The sequence below is a fragment of the Variovorax sp. YR634 genome (assembly GCF_900106655.1).
GTDB lineage: Bacteria > Pseudomonadota > Gammaproteobacteria > Burkholderiales > Burkholderiaceae_C > Variovorax.
In genome coordinates this window covers 324,520-339,079 of sequence record NZ_FNOL01000002.1, presented here as the reverse complement: position 1 = coordinate 339,079, position 14,560 = coordinate 324,520, and the positions used below count along the sequence as shown (strand labels likewise).

The following is a 14,560-nucleotide window of genomic DNA, read 5'->3' as shown; positions in this document are numbered from 1 at the left end:
TTTTGTTTGGGTTAGCCTCGGGGCATGGCAACCCGCACTCCGCGTACCGACGGCAACACCACGCGCCTGCACATCCTCGAAACCGCCGGCCGGCTGTTCGCGGCGCAAGGCTTCGCAGAAAGCACCAGCAAGGAAATCTGCACCCGCGCCGGCACCAACATGGCCGCCATCAACTACCACTTCGGCGGCCGCGACGGGCTCTACGAGGCGGTGCTGGTCGAAGCGCACAAGCAGCTGGTGAGCCTCGACGAGCTGATGGCGCTGTCATTGGAGTCGACCGATCCGCGCCTGAAGCTGCGCGCCTTTCTCACGCACATGGTCGAGATGAGCGCCCAGCCGAAGGCGCCGTGGGGGTTCCGCGTGGTGCTGCGCGAGGCGCTGTCGCCGTCGCCTGCCATGCCGGCGCTGATCCAGCGGGCTGTGCTGCCCAAGGCCAGGCTGATGCGCGGCATCGTCGGCGAGATCATGGGCTTGCCCGACGACCATCCATCGGTGCAGCGCAGCCTGCTGCTGACGGTGCTGCCGTGCCTGGTGATGACGGTGGCGCCCAAGGACCTGAGCAGCAAGGTGCTTCCGGCCCTGAAGGACACGCAGGCCCTGGCCGAAGAAGTTGTGCGCTATGTGCTCGCGGGGCTCGATGCCGTGGCGAAGGAGGCAAAGGCCACCGAGCCGCCCCCGGCGTCCACAACGCCTAAAGCTGGAAAGCGACGGTGAGCAGCAGCCCCTCGGCCACGTCGCGCATCAGCCCCGGGCGTCGCGCACGATAGGGCTCGCCGGCCGAGGCGGTGGTCTCGATCCACTCGGCCAACCATTCGATGTCTTCATGGCCGTAGAACACGACGGCCGCCTCGTGGTTCAGCAGCAGGCTGCGCAGGTCGAGGTTGATCGAGCCGCACATGGCGAGTTCGTCGTCCACCACCACGGCCTTGGCATGCGCCATGAACGGCAGCATGCTGAAGCTCACGCCCGCGCGCGCCAGGTCGCGCATGGCGCGTGCACGCACGAAGTCGGCAAGGCGATGGTTCGACTGCGCGGGCATCGCGATGGTCACCTGCACGCCGCGCCGCGCGGCCAGCCGCAGTGCATCGCGCAGGCCGTCGCCGGGCACGAAGTAGGGCGTGATCGCGAGCACGCGGTGCTCGGCGCGAAAGCAGGCGTCGATCAGCAGTGCATGCGCCGTGTCCTCGGTCTGGTCGGGGCCGCTCGGCAGGAACTGCGCCATGGCCGTGCCCGGACCCGGGGGCACGTCGTCGGCGGTGATGGCGCGGGCCTTGCGGCTGCGCACCGAGGCCCAGTCGTGGTCGAACTGGCGCGCCGCCGCCGCAGCCACGCTGCCATGCAGGTCGAACGACAGGTCACGCCAGGCCTCGGGGTGCTTGTCGTTGCCGGTGAAGTATTCGCCCGCGAGGTTGCGCCCGCCCGACCAGAGCCAGCCGTCGTCGGCAATGGTGAACTTGCGGTGGTTGCGCAGGTTGCGCGGGCCGATGCGGCGCAGGCTGAAGAAGGGGCGGAACACGGCCACCTCGCCGCCCGCCACACGCAGCCGGTCGAAGTGATGGCGCGGCAGCGACAGCGCGCCGAAGCCGTCGAGCAGCACCCGCACCTTGATGCCCTCGCGCGCCCGCTTCGCGAGCCGGTCGATCACCGCGTGGCCGAGCGGGTCGTCGCCGATGATGAAGGTGCACACGTCGATGCGCTCGCGCGCGCCGTCGATCACCTGCCACAGCGCATCGCGCGCGGCCTCGCCGTCGGCATGCATGCGGATCGCGCAGCGCCCCGGCGGCGCGAGGCCGAAGCTCTCGATCAGGTCGGCAGCCCAGTGGCCCGGCGGCACCGAGCGCGGCGGCCTGGGCGACCCCGCCGGGCGCAGCTTGCGCTGGCCGAACAGCAGGTACATCGGCAGGATGAAGTAAGGCATCAGCACCAGCCCCATGACCCAGGCGATGGCCGTGGTGGGGGCGCGCTGCTCGCGGCGCGCACGCGTGGTCAGCACGTAGACCAGCAGCGCGAAAGTGACGACGAGGAAATGCTGCGAAGGAGAGGGCAGCCAGTCGAACTCTTTGGTCGGCATGGACCGATGATGCCTCAGCGTTGCGGGCTGTGCCTTCAGTGCCCCTTCAGCGTTGCAGGAAGGCCGGCACGCCGCGCCCATGCGAGGCCAGGAACCGCATCATCGGATCGACCACCGCGCGCACCGCGGGCCGGTCGCCTACGCGCGTGCGCCAGGCCAGCAGGCGCGGCGTGGCGTCGGTCATGCCGGCGCCCTTGCGGTCGGCGAACACATAGGCCATGTAGAAGGCGATGTCGGCGAAGGAGTAGGGGCCGGCCAGGTACTCGCGTGTGGCCAGCAGGCCTTCCATCTCTTCATAGAAGCGCGCGCAGCCGGCGCAGGCTGCGACTGCCGCGGCGCTCTGCATGTCGTGCTGCAGGCCGAAGAGCTTGATGACGTTCGGGAAGAAGACCTCGTCGGACTTCTGCTCCAGCTGCCGCGCGCGGGCCCGTTCGGCAATGCCTTCAGGCCACAGCGCAAGGCTGGGGTAGCGGTCTTCGAGGTACTCGAAGATCTGCGTCGAGTCGAACAGCGAGACCTCGTCGTCGACCAGCACGGGCACCTGCTGCTTGACGGGGTTGACCCGAAGCACCTCGGGGTGCTTGGGCTCGTAGGCATCGTCCTTGGTGAAGGGCACCGTGACCAGTTCGAAGGGCACGCCTTTTTCGCGTGCCGCGATCTCGACCTTGGCGCCGAACATGCTGAGGGGGCCTGAGTAGATGTGAGTCGTCATGCCCCCGACTTCACCAGAAACGGCGCGTCAGGTCGAGCCCCAGACCTCCTGCGCGGTCTCGACCACCAGGCGCAGCTTGTTGCGCTGCGCTTCCACCGCGATGTTGTTGCCGTGCACGGTGCTGGAGAAGCCGCACTGCGGCGACAGCGCGAGCTGGTCGAGCGAGGCGTACTTGGCGGCGTCCTCGATGCGGCGCTTGAGCTCGTCCTTGTCTTCCATCTCGCCGAACTTCGTGGTCACGAGGCCGAGCACCACGGTCTTGCCCTTGGGCAGATAGCGCAGCGGCTTGAAGTCGCCCGAGCGGGCGTCGTCGTATTCCATGAAGTAGGCGTCGAGGTCCATCTCCTTGAGCAGCGCCTCGGCCACGGGCTCGTAGTTGCCGGCCGCGGCGTGCGTGCTTTTGAAGTTGCCGCGGCACAGGTGCATGGCCAGCAGCATGCCCGGGGGCTTCTGCGCCACCACCTTGTTGATGAAGGCGGCATAGCGGTGCGGCAGTTCGTTCGGGTCGTCGCCGCGCTTGCGGGCGGCTTCGCGCATGTGCTCGTCGCACAGGTAGGCGAGGTTGGTGTCGTCCATCTGCACGTAGGTGCAGCCGGCGGCGGCCAGCGAGCGCAGCTCGTCGCCATAGGCCTTGGCCACGTCGTCGTAGAACGCCGGGTCGAGCTCGGGGTACGCCTCCTTGCTGATGCCGGCGCGGCCGCCGCGGAAGTGCAGCATGGTCGGCGAGGGGATCGTCACCTTGGGCGTGCGGCCCGCCGAAACCTGGCTCTTGAGGTACTGGAAGTCGGCGAGTTGGATGTCCTTGACGTGGCGCACCTTGTCGAGCACGCGCATCGCGGGCGGAGCGAGTTCTTCGGTGCCGTCGGGCTTGCGGATGGTGACCGGGATGTCGGTCTTCACGCCGCCGAGCTGGTCAAGGAAGTCGATGTGGAAGTAGGTGCGGCGGAACTCGCCGTCGGTGATGCTCTTCAGGCCGATGTCTTCCTGGAAGCGGACGATCTCGGTGATGGCCTTGTCTTCGACGAGGCGGAGCTGCTCGGGCGTGATCTCGCCCTTGGCTTTCTGTTCGCGGGCTTCGAGCAGGTATTTGGGGCGCAGGAAACTGCCCACGTGGTCGTAGCGGGCAGGCAGGGCGGCGTGCTGTGACATGGATGACTCCGTCGTGATTTGGGGAACGAGCGGAACATCGTATCGCCTTCGAAATGCCGATGTCTGTATACATATATCTCGGTGTTTACCCTCGAAATGCTTCAAAAGACTGGAAATTTCAGGTTTTCTGTATACATTGAGTATTCATGAAAACGCCCACGACCGCCTTTCCACTGAACGCCTGGTATGCCGCCGCCTACGACGTCGAAGTGCGTCACGCGCTGCTGCCACGCACGATCTGCAACCAGAAAGTGGTGCTGTTCCGCCGCACCGACGGACAAGTCGCCGTGCTCGAAGACGCCTGCTGGCACCGGCTGATGCCGCTGTCGCTGGGCCGCCTCGAAGGCGACGAACTGGTCTGCGGCTACCACGGCCTCGTCTACAACAGCCAGGGCCGCTGCACTCACATGCCGAGCCAGGAAACGCTCAACCCCTCGGCATGCGTGCGCAGCTTTCCGGTGGTGGAGAAGCATCGCTTCGTGTGGATCTGGCCAGGCGATCCGGCCAAGGCCGACCCGGCGCTGGTGCCCGACATGCACTGGAACGACGACCCGGCCTGGGCCGGCGACGGCAAGATGATCCGCGTCAACTGCGACTACCGCCTCGTGGTCGACAACCTCATGGACCTGACGCACGAGACCTTTGTGCACGGCTCGTCCATCGGCAACCGCGAAGTGGCCGAGGCGCCCTTCGTAGCCACGCACGGCGACCGCTCGGCCACCGTCACGCGGTGGATGGAAGACATCGACCCGCCGCCGTTCTGGGGCAACCAGATCCGCCATGCGCGCGGCTACACCGGCAAGGTCGACCGCTGGCAGATCATCCGTTTCGAAGGTCCGTGCACCGTGAACATCGACGTCGGCGTGGCCGAGGCGGGCAGCGGCGCGGTGCCTCAGGGCAGCAACCCCGGTGACCGCAGCAAAGGCGTCAACGGCTACGTGCTCAACACCATCACGCCCGAGACCGACAAGACCTGCCTCTACTTCTGGGCCTTCGCGCGCAACTACTGCCTCGGCGAGCAGCGCCTCACGCACGAGTTGCGCGAGGGCGTCGCCGGCATCTTCCGCGAAGACGAGCTGGTGCTCGAAGCGCAGCAGAGGGCGATGGACGACCACCCCGATCACAAGTTCTACAACCTCAACATCGACGCCGGCTCGATGTGGGCGCGGCGTCTGATCGATCGCATGATCGAAAAGGAAAAGCCCGCGCGCGCCGCGATCCCGATCCGGCCCGCCCAGAAGGAAGCCGCGTGAAGGTCGCTGCTGTTTCCACCGCCGCCGAGCCCGGCGACAGCGGCAGTTCGCAGGCCGTGAAGGCGCAGCTGCGGTTGCGCGAGATGATCCTTGCGGGCGAGTTGCCCGGTGGCGCGCGCATTGCCGAGGTTGCCATCTCCGAGCAGCTCGGCGTGTCGCGCACGCCGGTGCGCACCGCGCTGATGCGGCTCGAACAAGAGGGCCTGCTCGAGGCGCTGCCCAACGGTGGCTATGCGGTGCGTACTTTTTCGGAGCGCGACGTGGCCGATGCCATCGAGCTGCGCGGCACGCTCGAAGGGCTGGTCGCCCGGCTCGCGGCCGAGCGCGGCGCGGCGCCCGTGGTGCTGCGCGAAGCACGTGCCTGCCTGCAGCGCATCGACGAGCTGCTGCGCGAGCCCGCGCTCGACGACGCGGCCTTCTCGCGCTACGTGACGCACAACGAGCGCTTCCACGCACTGCTCTGCGAAATGGCGGGCAGCCCCGTCATCGCGCAGCAGCTCGAACGCGTGATCAACCTGCCGTTCGCGTCGCCCTCGGGCTTCGTCATCGTGCAGGCCAACTCGCCGGCCGCACGCGACATGCTCGTGATTGCGCAAGACCAGCACGTGCAGGTGCTCGACGCCATCGAGTCCGGCGAAGGCTCGCGCGCCGAGGCGCTGATGCGCGAGCACAGCCGCATCGCACGGCGCAACCTGCGCGATGCGCTGCACGGCACGCCGACCGCCGAGCAGCGCCCGCTGCCGGGTGTGCAGCTGATCCGCCGGCGCGGCTGATCGGTTTCTTCTTTTTCCCTCCTCTTTCGTGTTGCTCCCCCGATGAAAAGCGATCTTCAATGGATGCAGGCGCAAGTCGTTGCGCTGCGTGACGTCACGCCCACCGTGCGCGAATTCGAACTGCGCTCCGATGGCGGCTTTGCCGAATCCCATGAACCCGGCGCTCACCTGCAGGTGCAGGTGCTGACGGCGCAGGGCAAGGTGCAGACCCGCTCGTACTCGCTGGTGGGCGAGGGCGACGGCCAGTGCTGGCGCATTGCCGTCAAGCGGCTCGACGACGGCCGTGGCGGTTCGCTCGCGATGTGGCGACTGGCCGTGGGCGACCGCCTGCAAGTGAGCGCGCCGCAGAACCACTTTCCGCTCGACCTCTCGGCTCCCGGCTACCTGCTGGTGGCGGGCGGCATCGGCATCACGCCGCTGGTACTGATGGCGCAGCGGCTGGGCGCGCATGCAAGGCGCACCGGCGTGCCGGTGAAGATGCTCTACGGCGCGCGGCATGCGGGCGAGCTCGGCTATCTGTCGCATCTGCAGGAAGCATTGGGCGAGGGCGTCGAAGCGCATGAAGGCTCGGCCCCCATCGACTTCGCCGCCGCTATCGCGGCACTGCCGCCCGGCGGCCAGCTCTACACCTGCGGCCCGGTGCCGATGCTCGAAGCCGTCAAGCGCGCGTGGCACGCAGCCGGCCGTGCCATCGAAGACCTGCGCTTCGAAACCTTCGGCAGCAGCGGCCGCCTGGCCACGCAGTCATTCCAGGTACGAATTCCCCGGCACGACCTGGCCATCACCGTGCCGGCCGACTGCACGCTGCTCGAAGCCCTCGACGCAGCCGGCGTGCAGACGCTCTCGGACTGCAAGCGCGGCGAATGCGGCCTGTGCGCCATGGACGTGATCGCCGTCGACGGCGAGATCGATCACCGCGACGTGTTCCTCAGCGAGCACGAGAAGAAGTCGACCACGCGCATCTGCGCCTGCGTGTCCCGCGCCGTGGGCACTCTCACGCTCGACTCCGCCTACCGCGCCGACAGCTGACGCGCGCGCTCCGCAAGCCGCCTTGCGCGATGATCGCGCAGTTCATTTGGCAATCGCGCAACAAAGGTCAACGGTAATGGCCGGCTAGGTGATTGCCTGCTCCGCCGGATGTTGCAAAGTGTTGAAAATAGCCCCGGTTCGCGTTCCGCCCCTCAAAGGAAAAAACATGCAAAGACGCCATCTCATCCAGACCGCCGCCCTCTCGGCACTTGCGCTTTCAATGTCGCTGGCCAGTGCCCAGGACGCCAACAAGTTCAAGATCGGCCTGATCCTTCCGATGACGGGCCAGTCGGCCTCCACCGGCCGCCAGATCGAAGCCGCCGCGCGCCTGTACATGGCCCAGAACGGCGATACCGTGGCCGGCAAGAAGGTAGAGCTGATCGTCAAGGACGATACCGGCCTGCCCGACGTGACCAAGCGCCTCGCGCAGGAGCTGGTGGTGAACGACAAGGTCAACGTGCTGGCCGGCTTCGGCCTCACACCGCTGGCGCTGGCCGTGGCGCCGATTGCCACGCAGTCGAAGACGCCCGAAGTGGTGATGGCCGCGGCCACGTCGAGCATCACCGAGGCTTCGCCCTACATCATCCGTTCGAGCTTCACGCTGCCGCAGGTGTCGGTGGCCATGGGCGACTGGGCGCCGAAGAACGGCGTGAAGACGGTCGTCACGCTGGTGGCCGACTACGGCCCGGGCAACGACGCCGAGAAGTTCTTCAGCGAGCGCTTCCAGCTCAACGGCGGCAAGGTGCTCGACAAGCTGCGCGTGCCGCTGCGCAACCCCGACTTCGCGCCGTTCCTGCAGAAGGTGCGCGACGTGAAGCCCGACGCGCTGTTCGTCTTCGTGCCCTCGGGCGCGGGCGCGGCGGTGATGAAGCAGTTCCTCGAACGCGGCATGGACAAGGCGGGCATCAAGATGATCGCCACCGGCGACGTGACGGATGACGACCAGCTCAACGACATGGGCGACGGCGCGCTGGGCGTGGTCACCTCGCACCACTACTCGGCCGCGCACCCCTCGGCCATGAACAAGAAGTTCGTCGAAGCCTTCGAGAAGGCCAACCCCAAGATGCGTCCCAACTTCATGGCCGTGGGCGGCTATGACGGCATGCGCGTGATCTACGAAGCGCTCAAGACCACCAAGGGGCAGGGCGGCGGCGAAGCGCTGCTGGCCGCCATGAAGGGCCAGGTCTTCGAGAGCCCGCGCGGCCCGGTGCTGATCGATGCGCAGACGCGCGACATCGTGCAGGACGTGTACCTGCGCAAGGTCGAGAAGAAGGACGGGCAGCTCTACAACGTCGAGTTCGATGTGATCAAAGGCGTGAAGGACCCAGGTAAAGCCAAGTGAGGCTTGTCTCTGGGGGGCGTTGTTGTTCGGGGCGCGATCACGCCGACGGGGTACCTTGCTCCGCGAATGTCCCCCGGCCTGCGGCCTCCTCCTTTATTTCGCTGCGCAAGGCACCCCATCGGCGTGATCTTTCAGAGCAGTCGTTGATCGGCCGGCATAAGCACGCACCCCGAACGAAACGAACAGCCCCAGAAATAGCTTCGTAAAAAACACGACATGCTGACCATTCTTTTCGACGGCATCGCCTACGGCATGCTGCTCTTCGTGCTGGCGGTAGGCCTCGCCGTGACGCTCGGCCTGATGAATTTCATCAACCTCGCGCATGGCGCTTTCGCCATGGCGGGGGGCTATCTCACGGTGTTTGCAATGCAGAAGTTGGGCGTGCCCTTCCTGGCCTGCCTGCCGCTCGCATTCATCGTCGTCGCGCTGGCCGGGGCCTTGCTCGAACGCACGCTCTACCGGCCGATGTACGGCAAGCCGCACCTCGATCAGGTGCTCTTTTCCATCGGCCTCGCCTTCATGGCGGTGGCGGCCATCGACTACTTCGTGGGCTCTTCGCAGCAGAACGTGCAATTGCCTGAATGGCTGCGCGGGCGCACCGAGATCGGCGACGGCGCGCTGCTGCTGGGCATGGGGCACTACCGGCTCTTCATCATCGGCGTGTGCGCGGTGCTCACCGTGGTGCTGCAGCTCATCCTCTCGAAGACGCGTTTCGGCAGCCGGCTGCGCGCCGCGGTTGACGACCCGCGCGTGGCGTCGGGCCTGGGCATCAACGTGAACATCGTGTTTCTGCTGACCTTCGCCGTGGGCTCCGGGCTCGCGGGGCTGGGCGGTGCGCTGGGTGCGGAGATCCTCGGCCTCGACCCGACATTCCCGCTGAAGTACATGATCTATTTCCTGATCGTGGTGTCAGTCGGCGGCACCTCGTCGATCACCGGGCCGCTCGCGGCGGCGCTGCTGCTGGGCATTGCCGACGTGGCCGGCAAGTATTTCATTCCGAAGATGGGTGCATTCACCGTCTACCTGCTGATGATCATGATCCTGATGTGGCGGCCCCAGGGCCTGTTCACGCGCAAGGGAGGCCGTTGATGAGTGCGCCTTCCACCACCGAGTTTCAGTCGGCCCTGCTGCGCAAGGCACGCTGGCACCCGCTCGAATTCGTGGCCTGGGCAGTGGCCTTCGCGCTGCCGCTCGTCATGCCCTCGCACTCGCTGCTGGTCAACGAGATCGCCATCGTCGCGCTGTTCGCGATGTCGCTCGACCTGATTCTTGGCTACACCGGCATCGTGTCGCTGGGCCATGCCGCTTTCTTCGGCTTCGGCGCGTATGCGGCGGCGCTGTTCGCCAAGCTCGTGATGCCGGACCCGACCGTGGGGCTGGTGATCGCGACCGTGCTGTCGGCATTGCTGGGCCTCGTGGCGAGCGTGACGATCTTGCGCGGCAGCGACCTCACGCGGCTGATGGTCACGCTCGGCACTGCGCTGCTGCTGCTCGAACTCGCCAACAAGCTCGACTGGCTCACCGGCGGCGCCGACGGCCTGCAGGGCGTGGTGATGGGTCCGGTGCTCGGCCTGTTCGAGTTCGACCTGTACGGCCGCACGGCCGCCTGGTATTCGCTGGCCGTGATGCTGGTGCTGTTCCTCGTGATGCGCCGGCTCGTGCATTCGCCGTTCGGTGCCACGCTGAAGGCCATTCGCGACAACCGGCTGCGCGCCATGGCAATCGGCATTCCGGTCGTGTCGCGGCTCGTGGTGATCTACACCGTGGCGGCGGGCATCGCCGGCGCCGCGGGCGCGCTGCTGGCGCAGACCACAGGCTTCGCCTCCCTCGACGTGCTGGCCTTCGACCGCTCGGCCGACGTGCTGCTGATGCTGGTCATCGGCGGCGTGGGCTGGCTCTATGGCGGCGTGGCGGGTGCCATCGTGTTCAAGCTGCTGCAGACCTGGCTGTCGGCCGTGACGCCGCAGTACTGGATGTTCTGGATCGGCCTGATCCTGGTGCTGCTGGTGCTGGTGGGGCGCGACCGCCTGCTGAAGCCGTGGACATGGTTCGGCTTGGGCGGCAAGAAGAAGGGCGGTGCGGCATGACCGACACCGTGCTTTCGACCCACGGCCTCGTGATGCGCTTCGGCGGCATCACGGCCACCAACAACGTGACGATGGAACTCAAGCGCGGTGCACGCCACGCGCTGATCGGCCCCAACGGAGCGGGCAAGACCACGCTGATCAACCAGCTGACGGGCGTGCTCACGCCGACCGAAGGCCGCATCACGCTGCTGGGCGAAGACATCACCACGCTCGCGCCGCACAAGCGCGTGGCGCGCGGACTGGTGCGCACCTTCCAGATCAACCAGCTCTTCGACTCGATGACGCCGCTCGAAACGCTGGCGCTGGTCGTGTCGCAACACCAGGGCATCGGCGCGCAATGGTGGCGGCCGCTCGGCGCCAGCAAGGCGATTGCCGAGCGCGCGGGGCAACTGCTCGAACAGTTCCACCTGGGTGATGTGGCGCAGCAGCAGGTGAAGCACCTGGCCTATGGCAAGCGCCGCCTGCTGGAGATTGCGATTGCGCTGGCCTGCGAGCCGCGCGTGCTGCTGCTCGACGAGCCTGTGGCGGGTGTGCCCGCCGGCGAGCGCGAAGAACTGCTGCAGACCGTGGCCGCGCTGCCCGCCGACGTGTCGGTGCTGCTGATCGAGCACGACATGGACCTGGTGTTCAGCTTTGCCGACCGCATGACGGTGCTGGTCAACGGCACGCTGCTGACCGAGGGCGACCCCGAAACCATCGCCAACGATCCGAAGGTGAAGGAGGTCTATCTGGGCCACGGGGAGAGCGCCCATGTCTGAGCTGCTGCGAATAGAAAACCTGAGCGCCGGCTACGGCGAGGCCGTGATGCTGCACGACGTGGCGTTCGCGCTCGGCGAAGGCCAGACGCTGGCGCTGCTGGGCCGCAACGGCACGGGCAAGACCACGCTGATCAACACGCTCGCGGGCGCAACGCGCCAGCACGGCGGCAGCATCACGCTGGGCGGCCAGGCGCTGCACAAGCTTGCGCCGCATCAGCGCGCGGCGGCCGGCATCGGCTGGGTGCCGCAAGAGCGCAACATCTTCAAGTCGCTGACGGTGCACGAGAACCTCACCGCGGTGGAGCGGCCGGGCAAGTGGAGCCCGCAGCGTGTCTACGAAATGTTCCCGCGCCTTGCCGAGCGCAAGACGAACCTGGGCACGCAGCTCTCGGGCGGCGAACAGCAAATGCTGGCCGTGGGTCGCGCGCTGGTGCTCAACCCGAAGCTGCTGCTGCTCGACGAGCCACTCGAAGGGCTCGCGCCGATCATCGTGGAAGAGCTGCTGCGCGCCATCCGCCGCATCACGCAGGACGAGGGGCTGGCCGCGATCATCGTGGAGCAGCATCCGCAGGCGATCCTCGCGATTTCCGACGAAGCGGTGGTGCTGGACCACGGGACCATCGTGCATACCGACAAGGCCGCGACATTGCGCACGCAGCCTGAAGTGCTCGACCGCCTGTTGGGCGTCGCGCGCTAGACGAGCTCCGCCAGGCGCGCCTTCCAGTCTTCCGCGCGGCCGAGCCATGGGCCGATGTCGATGCGGCTGGCGCGGCCATCGGGCTGCGTCAGCACGAAGGTCGGAAAGCCCTGGCCGCCAGCGCGCTGCAGGAACTGGCGGCTTTCGGCGAAGTGCCGTGCGGTCGATTCGCCCGACAGGCGTTCGAAGGCCGACGCGAAGGCTTCGGCGTCGAAGCCGAGTTCGGCGGCGATCGCCTTCAGCACCTGCTCATCGGCGATGCGCTGGCCTTCGACGTAGTGCGCCCGCTGCAGGCGATGGATCATGTCCAGCCCGCCGCCTGCCCGCAGCGACTCGGCCGCGAGGATGGCGGTGGTCGGCGGCTCGGAGTCCATCGTCGCGCCGGTGTCGCGCAGCAGTCCCTCGAAGTAGCCTTCACCGAAGGGCTGGCCCGTGAGTTCCGCGATGCGCCGGTCGTGCGGCATCACGTACTCGCGCCACTGCGGCGTGATCGAGCGGCGGTTGGCGCCGGTCATCATGCCGCCGCCGTGGAACTCGACCTTCAGGCCCGGCACGCTGCGCGCCGCGTCGACCAGCGGCGCGGCGGCATAGCACCAGCCGCACAGCGGGTCGAAGATGTAGTGGAGCGTGGCGCCTTCATTCGCGCCTTCGTTCATTGCGGCCATTTCATTTCTCCCTTGATGACCTTGGCGCCAAGTTCCAGCGACGAGGCGTCTTCCAGCTTCGGGTAGCGCTTCTTCATTGCGGCGATCAGGGCAGCCGAGTCCTTGGCCTTCGCGGCTTCGGTCTCGAAGGCCTGAAGGTAGCTTCGCGTGAATTTCACCGAGGCGAGCGAGTAGGGCGCGCTGCCGTCGGCATTCGGCAGGTAGTGGCCGGGCACCACGGTCTTGGGGTGCAGGGCTTCGATGCGGCCCAGCGTCTTGATCCAGTCGCGGCGCGATTCGGGCGTTTGCGTGTCCGCCACCCACACGTGGATGTTGGCCGACACTGGAATGCCGCCGACCACCGCCTTCAGCGAGGGAATCCACGCGAAGCTGCGCTCGGGCGTCGGGCCGTCGAGGCCGACGACCTGGATCTTGCGACCTTCGAGCGTGAGGCTGTCACCGGCCAGTGCTTCGGGCACGACCAGCGCCTTGGGCGCGTTGTCCTTCAGGATCGGTCCCCAGTGCGCGAGCTTGCCGTCCTTCGAGGCCTGGATGGCGGCCACGGTCTGGGGCGTGGCGACGATCTTCGCGTCGGGGAAGGCGGCCTGGATCACGTCGAGGCCGAAGTAGTAGTCGGGGTCGCTGTGGCTGATGTAGACCGTGGTGAGCTTCTTGCCCGTGGCCTTGATCTTCTGCACGAGCGCCTCGGCGTCGTTGCGCTGGAACTGCGCGTCGATCAGCACGGCATCGGTCTGGCCGGTGACGATTTCCGAGGAGACCGGAAACATCGACTTCGTGCCGGGGTTGTAGACGTCGAGCTTGAGCGGCTGGGCAGCCTGCGCGACGAGCGGGACAAGGCTCAGGGTGGTGGCGAGGGCGGCGGCGGAGAGGAGGGCTCTGCGGAACATGCGGTGGTCTTTCTGTGTGTGGTGTGAAGGAGTGACAGCACTGACCTTTCGAATGTAGGTTGCGTGAATCGAAATAAAAACCTGCTCCTGGGCAATGAATAGTTTCGGATTCCGGTCGAATTGGGTGCTTGGCCGTCAATCCGTGGCGCGCCGCTCCAGGTGCGCGACCAGCAATTGAGCAGACGGCGACAGCGCCGCCTCACTGCGGAAGCAGATCGCAAAACGCCGCCGCGCCCACGCATCGGTAAGCGGCATCAGGCGAAGGCCGAAGGCATCGGTGAAGGGCCGCGCGACCTCCGCCGGCACCACGCTGATTGCCAGCCCGGCGCGCACCACGCGCAGCGCCGCATCGAAGTTGGACACCAGCACGCGGTAAACCAGCGGCTTGCCTGCCACCGCCGCCTCGCGCGCCAGCATCAGTTGCACCGCGCTGAGCGCGGGCATGCCGACGAATTCGTGGTCGAGCACCTGCTCGAAGCGCACGTGCTCGTGCTTCGCCACCGGGTGCGAGGGATGCGCGACGATGGCGAGGTGGTCGGTGCGGTAGTCGCGCCGCTCCAGGCCTTCGAGGTCGGCCGCGTCCCAGCACAGGCCGATGGAGGCGCTGCCCTCACGAATGCCGCGCACGATCTCGGGGCTCACGCGCTCTTCCATGTCGACGCGGATGTTGCGGTGCGCCGGGTCTTGCAGAAAGTCGGCCACGTCTTCGGCCAGCGATTCGGCCATGACCGAGGCCGAGGCCAGGATGCGCACGTGCCCGCGCGCGCCGCCGGCGTAGGCGGCCATGTCGCGCTCGATGCGATTCACGCTGCCGAGCATCGCGCGGGCGTGCTCCATCAGGGTTTCGCCGGCCGGCGTGGGCAGCACGCCGCGGCGCTTGCGCAGCAGCAGCGGTGTGCCGACGGCTTCTTCGAGCTGGGCCAGCCGCTTGCTGATGGCCGAGCCGACGATGCTGGCCTGTTCGCCGGCGCGCGCGATGCTGCGCGTTTCGCAGACGGCGACGAACAGGCGCAGGGTGGTCAGGTCGAGATCTCTCATGATGTTCCGTTCTGGAATCGGATGGCTTCCAAAATATACCTTCTGGATCGAATCGGAACTTCTAACATCGACTCCGTACCCTCACGACGGAGACAAAGT

General features: G+C 67.0%; 14 protein-coding genes and 1 pseudogene. 9 read left to right on the top strand and 6 right to left on the bottom strand.

The features are described from left to right. The first annotated feature begins 24 nt into the window (after positions 1-24). On the top strand, positions 25-714 hold the full coding sequence (locus tag BLV60_RS05820) for a TetR/AcrR family transcriptional regulator (protein WP_093051321.1): 690 nt from the start codon (positions 25-27) through the stop codon (positions 712-714). On the opposite strand, the gene BLV60_RS05815 is transcribed toward BLV60_RS05820, so the two are convergent. From BLV60_RS05815 to BLV60_RS05805, 3 genes are read right to left on the bottom strand one after another with little or no spacing between them, the layout of a single operon-like run. Then, entirely contained in the window at positions 692-2,071 is a 1,380-nt protein-coding gene (locus BLV60_RS05815; RefSeq protein WP_093051318.1) for a phospholipase D-like domain-containing protein, read from the bottom strand. The genes BLV60_RS05820 and BLV60_RS05815 overlap by 23 nt on opposite strands. Positions 2,072-2,117: 46 nt before the next feature. Then, positions 2,118-2,783: a glutathione S-transferase family protein gene (locus BLV60_RS05810; RefSeq protein ID WP_093051315.1), complete on the bottom strand. Its 666-nt coding sequence runs from the start codon at positions 2,781-2,783 to the stop codon at positions 2,118-2,120. 27 nt (positions 2,784-2,810) lie between these two features. After that, entirely contained in the window at positions 2,811-3,932 is a 1,122-nt protein-coding gene (locus BLV60_RS05805) for a 5-methyltetrahydropteroyltriglutamate--homocysteine S-methyltransferase (protein WP_093051312.1), read from the bottom strand. Between the two features lie 146 nt (positions 3,933-4,078). Between BLV60_RS05805 and BLV60_RS05800 the strand changes: the two genes are divergently transcribed. The 8 genes from BLV60_RS05800 (at position 4,079) to BLV60_RS05765 (ending at position 11,871) form a co-directional block, all read left to right on the top strand. Continuing rightward, positions 4,079-5,185, top strand: coding sequence for an aromatic ring-hydroxylating dioxygenase subunit alpha (locus BLV60_RS05800; protein ID WP_093051309.1), 1,107 nt, complete (start codon positions 4,079-4,081; stop codon positions 5,183-5,185). After that, entirely contained in the window at positions 5,182-5,958 is a 777-nt protein-coding gene (locus BLV60_RS05795) for a GntR family transcriptional regulator (protein ID WP_093051306.1), read from the top strand. Before BLV60_RS05800 ends, BLV60_RS05795 begins: the two co-directional genes overlap by 4 nt. Positions 5,959-6,000: 42 nt before the next feature. Continuing rightward, the gene (locus BLV60_RS05790; protein ID WP_093051303.1) at positions 6,001-6,987 is read left to right on the top strand and encodes a PDR/VanB family oxidoreductase; all 987 of its coding nucleotides are present in this window, start codon (positions 6,001-6,003) and stop codon (positions 6,985-6,987) included. A gap of 166 nt (positions 6,988-7,153) precedes the next feature. Continuing rightward, complete coding sequence (locus tag BLV60_RS05785; RefSeq protein ID WP_093051300.1) at positions 7,154-8,329, top strand: ABC transporter substrate-binding protein; 1,176 nt, start codon at positions 7,154-7,156, stop codon at positions 8,327-8,329. A gap of 216 nt (positions 8,330-8,545) precedes the next feature. Next, complete coding sequence (locus BLV60_RS05780) at positions 8,546-9,418, top strand: branched-chain amino acid ABC transporter permease (RefSeq protein WP_093051297.1); 873 nt, start codon at positions 8,546-8,548, stop codon at positions 9,416-9,418. After that, a complete protein-coding gene (locus BLV60_RS05775; protein ID WP_093051294.1) occupies positions 9,418-10,416 on the top strand; it encodes a branched-chain amino acid ABC transporter permease in 999 nt (332 codons plus the stop codon). Before BLV60_RS05780 ends, BLV60_RS05775 begins: the two co-directional genes overlap by 1 nt. Then, the gene (locus BLV60_RS05770; protein ID WP_093051289.1) at positions 10,413-11,174 is read left to right on the top strand and encodes an ABC transporter ATP-binding protein; all 762 of its coding nucleotides are present in this window, start codon (positions 10,413-10,415) and stop codon (positions 11,172-11,174) included. Before BLV60_RS05775 ends, BLV60_RS05770 begins: the two co-directional genes overlap by 4 nt. After that, positions 11,167-11,871: an ABC transporter ATP-binding protein gene (locus BLV60_RS05765; RefSeq protein WP_093051286.1), complete on the top strand. Its 705-nt coding sequence runs from the start codon at positions 11,167-11,169 to the stop codon at positions 11,869-11,871. Before BLV60_RS05770 ends, BLV60_RS05765 begins: the two co-directional genes overlap by 8 nt. On the opposite strand, the gene BLV60_RS05760 is transcribed toward BLV60_RS05765, so the two are convergent. From BLV60_RS05760 to BLV60_RS05750, 3 genes and pseudogenes are all read right to left on the bottom strand, one after another. Beyond that, positions 11,868-12,536 carry a DsbA family protein gene (locus BLV60_RS05760; protein ID WP_093051283.1) on the bottom strand — a complete coding sequence of 223 codons (669 nt, stop codon included), beginning with the start codon at positions 12,534-12,536 and terminating at the stop codon, positions 11,868-11,870. The genes BLV60_RS05765 and BLV60_RS05760 overlap by 4 nt on opposite strands. Then, positions 12,530-13,423 (bottom strand): annotated as a pseudogene (locus BLV60_RS05755) (MBL fold metallo-hydrolase); the annotation flags it as partial. The gene BLV60_RS05760 and the pseudogene BLV60_RS05755, both read right to left, overlap by 7 nt. A gap of 135 nt (positions 13,424-13,558) precedes the next feature. Next, complete coding sequence (locus BLV60_RS05750) at positions 13,559-14,461, bottom strand: LysR family transcriptional regulator (protein ID WP_093051276.1); 903 nt, start codon at positions 14,459-14,461, stop codon at positions 13,559-13,561. Positions 14,462-14,560: the final 99 nt, after the last annotated feature.

Coding starts and splice junctions, on each gene's coding strand:
- BLV60_RS05790 (WP_093051303.1), top strand. CDS start 6,001: ATGAAAAGCGATCTTCAATGGATGCAGGCGCAAGTCGTTGCGCTGCGT.
- BLV60_RS05805 (WP_093051312.1), bottom strand. CDS start 3,932: ATGTCACAGCACGCCGCCCTGCCTGCCCGCTACGACCACGTGGGCAGT.
- BLV60_RS05820 (WP_093051321.1), top strand. CDS start 25: ATGGCAACCCGCACTCCGCGTACCGACGGCAACACCACGCGCCTGCAC.
- BLV60_RS05760 (WP_093051283.1), bottom strand. CDS start 12,536: ATGGCCGCAATGAACGAAGGCGCGAATGAAGGCGCCACGCTCCACTAC.
- BLV60_RS05780 (WP_093051297.1), top strand. CDS start 8,546: ATGCTGACCATTCTTTTCGACGGCATCGCCTACGGCATGCTGCTCTTC.
- BLV60_RS05775 (WP_093051294.1), top strand. CDS start 9,418: ATGAGTGCGCCTTCCACCACCGAGTTTCAGTCGGCCCTGCTGCGCAAG.
- BLV60_RS05765 (WP_093051286.1), top strand. CDS start 11,167: ATGTCTGAGCTGCTGCGAATAGAAAACCTGAGCGCCGGCTACGGCGAG.
- BLV60_RS05785 (WP_093051300.1), top strand. CDS start 7,154: ATGCAAAGACGCCATCTCATCCAGACCGCCGCCCTCTCGGCACTTGCG.
- BLV60_RS05810 (WP_093051315.1), bottom strand. CDS start 2,783: ATGACGACTCACATCTACTCAGGCCCCCTCAGCATGTTCGGCGCCAAG.
- BLV60_RS05750 (WP_093051276.1), bottom strand. CDS start 14,461: ATGAGAGATCTCGACCTGACCACCCTGCGCCTGTTCGTCGCCGTCTGC.
- BLV60_RS05770 (WP_093051289.1), top strand. CDS start 10,413: ATGACCGACACCGTGCTTTCGACCCACGGCCTCGTGATGCGCTTCGGC.
- BLV60_RS05800 (WP_093051309.1), top strand. CDS start 4,079: ATGAAAACGCCCACGACCGCCTTTCCACTGAACGCCTGGTATGCCGCC.
- BLV60_RS05815 (WP_093051318.1), bottom strand. CDS start 2,071: ATGCCGACCAAAGAGTTCGACTGGCTGCCCTCTCCTTCGCAGCATTTC.